This window comes from Micromonospora sp. URMC 105 (assembly GCF_051386295.1).
In the GTDB taxonomy this organism is placed as follows: Bacteria; Actinomycetota; Actinomycetes; order Mycobacteriales; family Micromonosporaceae; genus Micromonospora.
Map to the genome: position 1 here is coordinate 1 of NZ_JBPQTL010000154.1, position 8,280 is coordinate 8,280.

Here is an 8,280-nt window from a genome sequence, read left to right on the forward strand (position 1 = left end):
GGTCGGGGCATCAGCGCGCGTTGATGCCCCGACCCGCCGCAAACCGGAGTCGATCATCGGCGCACGCGCACGCGCGCGAACAGGCCAGGGGCGGGTGTGCGGGATAGGGTCGGAGGCGTGGTCCGACGTGTGGTGGTGGCGTTGCTCGCGCCGGTGACCTGGGCGCCGCCGGGAATCGATCCGGTGCAGTGGCGGACCGCGCTGGCCGAGGACGTGGTGGACCTGCTCGCCACGCTCAACGAGGTGGAGACCGCGGTGGCGGTCACCCCGGCGGATCGCCGGCTCGCCGACGCCGTGATCTGGCCGGGTACCGCCGTGCACGAGGTGGCCGAGCCCACGGTGAACGCCGCACTGGCCGCGCTGACCGGGTACGACCAGGCGGCCGTGGTCGCCGCCGACGCGCCCGACCTGCCCGGCCTGACGCTGGGCAAGCTGCTTCGGCCGCTCACCAGCCGGCCCGTGGCGGTCGCCCCGGTCGAGGGGGGCGGCCCCGGCCTGCTCGGGGTGGCGACCCGGCTGCCCGTACCCGGATGGTTGCCGGAGCTGGACCTCGACGCGGCGGTGCCGGCGGACGTGCGCCGCGCGGCGCCGGCACCGGGCGACGTCGCGGTCACCCCCGCCTGGCGGCGGTTGCGCGGTCCGGCCGACCTGGCCGCGCTCAACCCGGCGGTCGAGGGTTGGGACGCCACCCGGACCCTGCTCTCCGGCCCCGCGCGCCGAGGCTGACCCCGGGGCGGCGGAGCGGAGCCCGGCCGTCCGGGCCGCCACCCGGAATGGGCGGGAGTGCCGATGCCACCGGCCGGACCAAACGCCGGCCGGGCTGAAGCGCAGACACCGTCGGCCGGGCTGAAGCGCAGACACCGTCGGCCGGGCTGAAGCGCAGACACCGTCGGCCGGGCCGAAGTGCAGACACCGTCGGCCGGGCCGAAGTGCAGACACCGCCGGCCGGGCCCAAGGGCAGACACCGCCGGCCGGGCGCGCGGAAGGCGCGGCCCGGTCGGCGGCGGTGCGGGTCAGGACCGGTCGGTGTCGTCCCCGGAGTCGTCGGAGCGGGGCGGAGTGCCGCCGCCCGGTGCCTGCTCCTCCGGGCCGCCCGGCGCGCTGAAGTCGAAGTTCGCCAGCTCGTCGTCGAGGTCGAGCTGGGCGGTGGCGAACGCCACCGGGTCGGCGAAGTCGTCGTCGGAGGGGAGCAGGTCGGGGTGGCCCCAGACGGCGTCCCGGCCCGAGATGCCCCGGTGCGTGGTGAGCGCGGCCCAGAGCGCCGACGCCTCGCGCAGCCGGCGCGGCCGCAGCTCCAGCCCGACCAGCGCGGCGAAGGTCTGCTCGGCCGGACCGCCGGCGGCCCGGCGGCGGCGGAACGCCTCGCCGAGGCGGACCACGTTGGGCAGGCGCTCGCCCGCGGCGTTGTCCACCACGTGGCAGACCCAGCCCTCGACCAGCGCGAGCACCGTCTCCAGCCGGGCCAGGGACGCCTTCTGCGCCGGGGTGTCCTCCGGGGTGAAGATGCCTTCCAGGGCGATCGCCTGCATCGACTCCGGGTCGGTCGGGTCGACCCGGCCCATCGCCTCCTCGATCGCCTCCCGGTTGACCCGGATGCCGGAGGCGTAGTTCTCCACCGCGGTCAGCACGTGCCCGCGCAGCCACGGGACGTGTTCGAAGAGCCGCTGGTGGGCGGCCTCACGCAGGGCCACGTAGAGGCGGACCTCGTCCTCGGGCAGCTCCAGGCCCGCGCCGTACGCCCGGATGTTGGCCGGAACGAGCGCGGCGGTGCCGGCCGGGCCCAGCGGCAGCCCGATGTCACCGGCGGAGAGCACCTCGGCGGCGAGCGAGCCGAGTGCCTGACCGAGCTGCCCGCCGAAGAGCGCCCCGCCCAGGGTCGCCACCATCGACTGCATCGGGCCGAGCTGGGCCCGCGCCTCCGGCGGCACCAGGTCGCCCATCGCACCGACCATGCGGCTGGCCACCGGGTCGCAGAGCTTGCGCCAGACGTCGAGGGTCTTGTAGATCCACTCGTTGCGGTTCCACGCCACCGAGGTGCGGATGCCGGACGGCAGGGCGGACGACGGCTCCAACCAGAGGTCGGCGATGCGCAGCGCCTCCTCCACCGCGTGCCGCTCGTACGGCGACACCGCCGGGTCGCCCGCGGCGGCGAGCTGGCTGGCGGCCACCTGCCGGGCCAGGTCCCAGTTGACCGGCCCGCTGCCCGACGCGGAGAGCAGGTGCTGCAACTGCGACATGAACTGCTGCATCTGCGCGGGATCGTTGGGGTCTGGTGGTTGCCCACCCGGGAGCGCGAAACCGAACGGAATATCAGGCACGACGTCTACGGTACGCGCGCCGCGCCCCAGGTCGCCGCCGCTGGCGTTGCGCTGAGGGCGAAGTCGCCCTCGGCCGACCGGCCGGCACCACCCGAATCGGTACGCTCTGCCGCATGAGACGTCGCGGCGTGACCGTTCTCCTCGGTGCTCTGCTCACCACTCTGCTCAGCATCGGCGTGCTCGGCGCGCCGATCCCGTACGTGGTGCTGGGCCCGGGGCCGACGGTGAACACCCTCGGCACCTCCGACGGCAAGGAGGTCATCCAGGTCAGCGGCCGGTCCACCTCCACCTCCGCCGGCCAGCTGCGGATGACCACGGTGGGGGTGCAGCCCACGGTCAAGCTGCGCGCCGCGATCGCCGGCTGGCTCTCCGACGACGAGGCGGTGGTGCCGCGCGAGCTGGTCTACCCGCCCGGCGAGAGCCAGGAGGAGGTGGAGAAGCGCAACGCCGAGGACTTCCAGAACTCGCAGACCAGCGCCGAGACCGCCGCGCTGGTGGAGCTCGGCTACCCGGTGCAGGTGGTGGCCAAGGAGGTCGCCGCGGACGGCCCGTCGGCGGGGGCGCTCAAGGCCGGCGACGTCATCACCACGGTCGACGGCGTCGCGGTGACCACGGCGACGAAGCTGGTGGAGCTGGTCCGGGCGAAGCCGGCCGGCACCGCGCTGCGGATCGGTTACACCCGTGACGGCGTCGCCGGCACGGCCACCGTGACCAGCCGGGAGCAGGACGGCCGGCCGCGCGTCGGCCTGGTGCCGGAGCAGCGGCAGCCGCACCCCTTCACCCTGAAGATCGACCTGGGCAACATCGGCGGGCCGAGCGCCGGGCTGATGTTCGCCCTCGGCATCGTGGACAAGCTCGAACCGGCCGACCTGACCGGCGGGAAGATCATCGCCGGCACCGGCACCATCGACGACGAGGGCCGGGTCGGCCCGATCGGCGGCATCACGCAGAAACTCGTCGGGGCGAAGAAGGCCGGGGCCAAGGTCTTCCTGGTACCGGCGGACAACTGCGCCGAGGCGGTCCGCAATCCGCAGCCCGACCTGCCCCTGATCAAGGTCGGCTCGCTGGACGAGGCATTGACGGCGCTGGAGGCGCTGCGGTCGGGTGGGCAGCCCACGCGCTGCTGACCCGACGCGCTCCGGCAGGGCGGCGTGACCTTGACCCGACACGTTCAGGAACACCCCGTACTCTGGGTGCCTGTCCGGAGCCGATCACATCGAGCGTGCGGAGCCAACAGTGGTCATGCGTAGCAGCCCCCTGCCGAGAATGAGCCGGCGCGGACGCGTCACCATCGGCGTCCTGGTCGGGGTCTTCGTGCTCTTCACCCTGCTCGGCTGGGGTGTCCAGGCGTGGACGGACTGGCTCTGGTTCGAGGAGGTCCGCTACACCCAGGTCTTCACCGGGGTGCTGGTCACCCGGCTGCTGCTCTTCCTGACCATCGGGGTGGGGCTGGCGCTGTTCGTCGGCGGCAACCTCTGGCTGGCGTACCGGTTGCGGCCGACGCTGCGGCCGCACTCGTTGGAGCAGGCCACGCTGGAGCGTTACCGGACGCTGCTCGCGCCCCGGATGGGCACCTGGATCAGCGTGACCGCGGTGGTGCTCGGGCTCTTCGCCGGTCTCTCCGCGCAGAGCCGGTGGAACCAGTGGCTGCTCTTCCGCAACGGCGGCGACTTCGGCGTCAAGGACCCGGAGTTCGGCGTCGACGTCGGCTTCTACGTCTTCCAGCTGCCCTTCTGGCGGTACCTGCTCGGCGTCGGCTTCACCGCCGTGGTGCTGGCGCTGCTCGGCGCGCTGGCCGTGCACTACATCTTCGGCGGGGTGCGGCTGCAGGGCGTCGGCGACCGGATGACCAACGCCGCCCGCGCCCACCTCACCACCCTGGTCGCCGTCTTCGTGCTGCTCAAGGCCGTCGCGTACGTGCTGGACCGGCGGGCGATGCTGCTGGAGTACAACGAGGGCGCCAAGCTCTACGGCGCCGGCTACGCCGACGTCAACGCGCTGCTGCCGGCCAAGGAGATCCTGGCGTACATCTCGGTGGTGGTGGCGATCGCCATCATCGTCTTCTCCAACGCGGTGATGCGGAACCTGGTCTGGCCGGGCATCTCGCTGGCCCTGCTCGGCGTCTCCGCCGTCGCGATCGGCGGCATCTACCCGTGGGCGGTGCAGACCTTCGAGGTCAAGCCGAGCGCCCGGGACAAGGAGGCGCCGTACATCGAACGCAGCATCGGGGCGACCCGGGCCGCGTTCGGCCTGACCGACACGAAGACCACCGGGTACGCGGCGAGCAACCTCACCCCGCCGGCGAGCCTGGTGACCGACAGCTCGGTGGTGCCCAACGTCCGGCTGCTCGACCCGCAGCTGGTCTCCGAGACGTACACGCAGCTGCAGCAGGTCCGGGGCTTCTACGACTTCGGACCGAAGCTCGACATCGACCGGTACTCGGTGGCGAACAAGACCTCCGACTACGTGGTCGGCGTCCGCGAGATCAACTACAACGAGCTGACCGACCAGCAGAACAACTGGATCAACCGGCACACCGTCTACACCCACGGGTACGGCCTGGTCGCGGCCCCGGCCAACCAGGTCGTCTGCGGCGGCCAGCCGTACTTCGTCTCCGGCTTCCTCGGCGAGAAGGCGCAGGAGGCGTGCTCCTCGCAGGCCGAGCAGATCCCGGCCACCCAGCCGCGGATCTACTACGGCGAGCGGATGGAGGAGAGCGACTACGCGATCGTCGGGCAGTCCGACGACAACCGCAACGCCGAGTTCGACCGGCCCACCCCGACCACTGGCGGCGAGCAGTACTACACCTACACCGGTGAGGGCGGCGTCGAGATCGGCTCGTTCACCCGCCGGCTGCTCTACGCCATCAAGGAGCAGGAGTCGAACTTCCTGCTCTCCGAGGCGGTCAACGACAACTCCCGGCTGCTGTACGTGCGCAACCCGCGCGACCGGGTGGAGAAGGTCGCCCCGTTCCTGACCCTCGACGGCGACCCGTACCCGGCGGTGGTGGGCGGCCGGATCCAGTGGATCGTCGACGGCTACACCACGGCGGCGACCTACCCGTACGCGGAGCGGGTCAACCTGCAGACGGAGACCGCCGACGAGCTGACCAACCGGGGCACGTTCCAGCTGGCCCGGGAGAACGTCAACTACATGCGCAACTCGGTGAAAGCCACCGTCGACGCGTACGACGGCACGGTGCGGCTCTACGAGTTCGACGAGACCGACCCGGTGCTCAAGGCCTGGAACAAGGCGTTCGGCGGGGACCTGGTGCTGCCGAAGAACGCCATCCCGGCCGAGCTGGCCGAGCACTTCCGCTACCCGGCCGACATGTTCAAGGTGCAGCGCAACCTGCTCACCAAGTTCCACGTGACCGACCCCGGCGACTTCTACTCCGGCCAGGACTACTGGCAGGTGCCGAACGTGCCGGACGCCCCGGACAGCGGGCAGAAGCAGCCGCCGTACTACCTGTTCACCCAGTTCCCCGGGCAGTCGGCACCGCGCTTCCAGCTCACCGCCGCGGTCACCCCGAACGGGCGGCAGAACCTCGCCGCGCTGATCTCCGGGTCGTACGTCGACGGTCAGCCCAAGCTGGAGGTGCTGGAGCTGCCGGATCAGACCCGGGTCTCCGGGCCGGTGCAGGTGCACCAGCAGATGACCAACAACGCGAACATCCGGCAGCAGCTCAACCTGCTCTCCTCCAACCAGGCGCAGGTGCAGTACGGCAACCTGCTGTCCCTGCCGTTCGGCGACGGCATGCTCTACGTCGAGCCGGTCTACGTGAAGAGCAACCAGCAGGACGCGTACCCGCTGCTGCAGAAGGTGCTGCTCTCCTACGGCGACGGCGGCTCCTACGTGGCGCTGGCCGACAACCTCACCGATGGCATCAAGCAGCTCGTCGACCTGGGCAAGCGGGCCGGGCAGGGCGCCCCGCCGCCGCCGGGCGGCACCCCGCCGCCGCCTCCGGGCGGCGCCGACCCGCCGCCGCTCACCGGTGAGCTGGCCGCCGCGGCGGAGCGGGTGCAGACGGCGATCGCCGAGGTCAAGGCCGCGCAGACGTCCGGCGACTTCGAGCGGTACGGCCGGGCGCTCAAGGCGCTGGACGAGGCGATGACCGCGTTCCAGCAGGCGCAGCAGACCGGCCGCCCGGCGCCGGCGCCGAGCGGCAGCCCGTCCGGTTCGCCGGCGCCCACGCCGAGCGGCTGAGCCGCCGCGCGGGACTCTCCGACGAGCCCGCGACCTGGGGACCCCGACGGTCCTCCGGTCGCGGGCTTGTCGCTTTTCCGACCCGCCGCCCGCAACCGGCCGGCCCGGTGGACCGTCTTGTCAGCAGGTGGGGGAAACGGGGAGGCGTGATGTGGGCATGAGGGACGCGCAGAGCTTCGACGAGTTCTACCGGAGCACGTCGGCGCGAACGCTCCGGTACGGCCACGCGGTGGCAGGTGACCACGGCGAGGCGCAGGACCTCGTGCAGGAGGCGTACGCCCGGGCGTGGCGGCAGTGGGGCAAGCTCGCCACCCATCCGGCGCCGGAGGCGTGGCTGCGGCTGGTGGTCAGCCGCCTGGCCACCGACCGGTTCCGCCGGCTGCGCGGCTGGCGGACGGCGGTGAGCCGCACCGGTCCACCCGACGTGGTACGGCCACCCGGCGAGGACACCGTCCTGCTGGTCGCTGCCCTGCGGCAGTTGCCGGCGAACCAACGGCAGGCACTGGCCCTGCACTACCTGTTCGACATGCCGGTGGAGGAGATCGCCCGCGAGACGGGGGTGCCCACCGGCACCGTGAAGTCCTGGCTGTCCCGGGGCAGGGCGAAGCTGGCCGAGCTGCTGCCCGGGGTCTCGTCTCAGGAGCTGGAGGTCAACGATGTCGCGTGAACTGCCCGGTCTCTACCGCTCGCTCGCCGAGGACACCGATCCACGCGGCCTGGCGGCACCCGACGCGGTGCGCCGCTACGCCGACCGCCGGGCGCGGACCCGCGCCGCGCTGGGGGCGCTGACCGCGGCGGCGCTGGTCGGCGGGACGGCCGTCGGTGCCCAGTTCGTCTTCGCCGCCGCTCCCGACACCCGGGTGGGTCCGCCCGCCGACAGCCCGGGCCCGCCGTCGTCCAGCCCTGTCCCGTCGGAGCCCACGCCCACCCCTTCGGCGTCCTCGTCCGGCCCGGGCGGGTCGGCCTCGCAGCAACCCCCGTCCACGTCATCGACGCGCACCTCACCGACCGCCCGGACGCCGACCTCGATCCCCGACTCGGCCTTCTTCACGCTGGCGGCGGCGAACGAGACCGGGGCGGGATCCGGGTTCGGCGAGGACGAGGTGCTGCCCGAGCTCTGCGGGGCGGAGCCGGGCGCGTCGGGGACGGTGCGGCAGCGCGTCCGGACGCTGCCGTTCAAGCTGGCCGGCACGCCGGAGGGGAACATCCCGGACGGTCTCTACCGGCACAGCATCACCATCTACCGCGACGGCAGGGCCGCCGCCGCGCTCGACGAACTGCGCGATGCGGTGCGTGACTGCCCGACGCAGCCGGTCGGCAGCGTGACGTCCCGGCAGAAGCTGCTGCCCAGTAGCGGCTACGGCGACGAGTCCGTGCTGTTCGAGATGCGCAAGCCCTTCCTGGACGTCAACGACCAGCCGACCGGCGACGAGGAGCTGCGACTGATTCGGGCCATCCGGGTCGGGAACGTGGTGACGGTGCTCTGGGACCAGGGCTGGGAGGGCAGCTCCAGCCCGAAACCGCAGGTCGACGCGGACAGCCGCCGGGCGGTGACGGCGATCCGGGACTGGTTGCGCTGACTGCGTTCCGGGCCCGTTTTGCGGGCCCGGGGCCCCGTAGGCTACGGTTAACGAGCCGACGCGGGGTGGAGCAGCTCGGTAGCTCGCTGGGCTCATAACCCAGAGGTCGCAGGTTCAAATCCTGTCCCCGCTACCACGACGAACGGCCCGAGGATCTGATCCTCGGGCCGTTCGCC

The 8,280-nt window shown here is 72.6% G+C and carries 6 protein-coding genes and 1 tRNA gene; 6 read left to right on the forward strand and 1 reads right to left on the reverse strand.

Annotation, left to right across the window (positions count from 1 at the left end):
* Positions 1-117 precede the first annotated feature (117 nt).
* Positions 118-726, forward strand: coding sequence for a hypothetical protein (locus tag ACSNN7_RS27885; RefSeq protein ID WP_436684036.1), 609 nt, complete (start codon positions 118-120; stop codon positions 724-726).
* A gap of 287 nt (positions 727-1,013) precedes the next feature.
* On the opposite strand, the gene ACSNN7_RS27890 is transcribed toward ACSNN7_RS27885, so the two are convergent.
* Entirely contained in the window at positions 1,014-2,249 is a 1,236-nt protein-coding gene (locus ACSNN7_RS27890; protein ID WP_436684037.1) for a zinc-dependent metalloprotease, read from the reverse strand.
* 182 nt (positions 2,250-2,431) lie between these two features.
* Here ACSNN7_RS27890 and ACSNN7_RS27895 point away from each other — a divergent pair, with 182 nt between their 5' ends.
* The 5 genes from ACSNN7_RS27895 to ACSNN7_RS27915 all read left to right on the forward strand — a co-directional run bounded on the left by ACSNN7_RS27895 (position 2,432) and on the right by ACSNN7_RS27915 (position 8,240).
* Positions 2,432-3,445, forward strand: coding sequence for a YlbL family protein (locus ACSNN7_RS27895; protein WP_436684038.1), 1,014 nt, complete (start codon positions 2,432-2,434; stop codon positions 3,443-3,445).
* Positions 3,446-3,560: 115 nt separating this feature from the next.
* Complete coding sequence (locus ACSNN7_RS27900; protein WP_436684039.1) at positions 3,561-6,524, forward strand: UPF0182 family membrane protein; 2,964 nt, start codon at positions 3,561-3,563, stop codon at positions 6,522-6,524.
* Positions 6,525-6,681: 157 nt separating this feature from the next.
* Positions 6,682-7,191 carry a SigE family RNA polymerase sigma factor gene (locus tag ACSNN7_RS27905; RefSeq protein ID WP_436684040.1) on the forward strand — a complete coding sequence of 170 codons (510 nt, stop codon included), beginning with the start codon at positions 6,682-6,684 and terminating at the stop codon, positions 7,189-7,191.
* Positions 7,181-8,104, forward strand: coding sequence for a hypothetical protein (locus ACSNN7_RS27910; protein WP_436684041.1), 924 nt, complete (start codon positions 7,181-7,183; stop codon positions 8,102-8,104). Before ACSNN7_RS27905 ends, ACSNN7_RS27910 begins: the two co-directional genes overlap by 11 nt.
* A gap of 59 nt (positions 8,105-8,163) precedes the next feature.
* Positions 8,164-8,240, forward strand: a tRNA-Met gene (locus tag ACSNN7_RS27915).
* Positions 8,241-8,280: the final 40 nt, after the last annotated feature.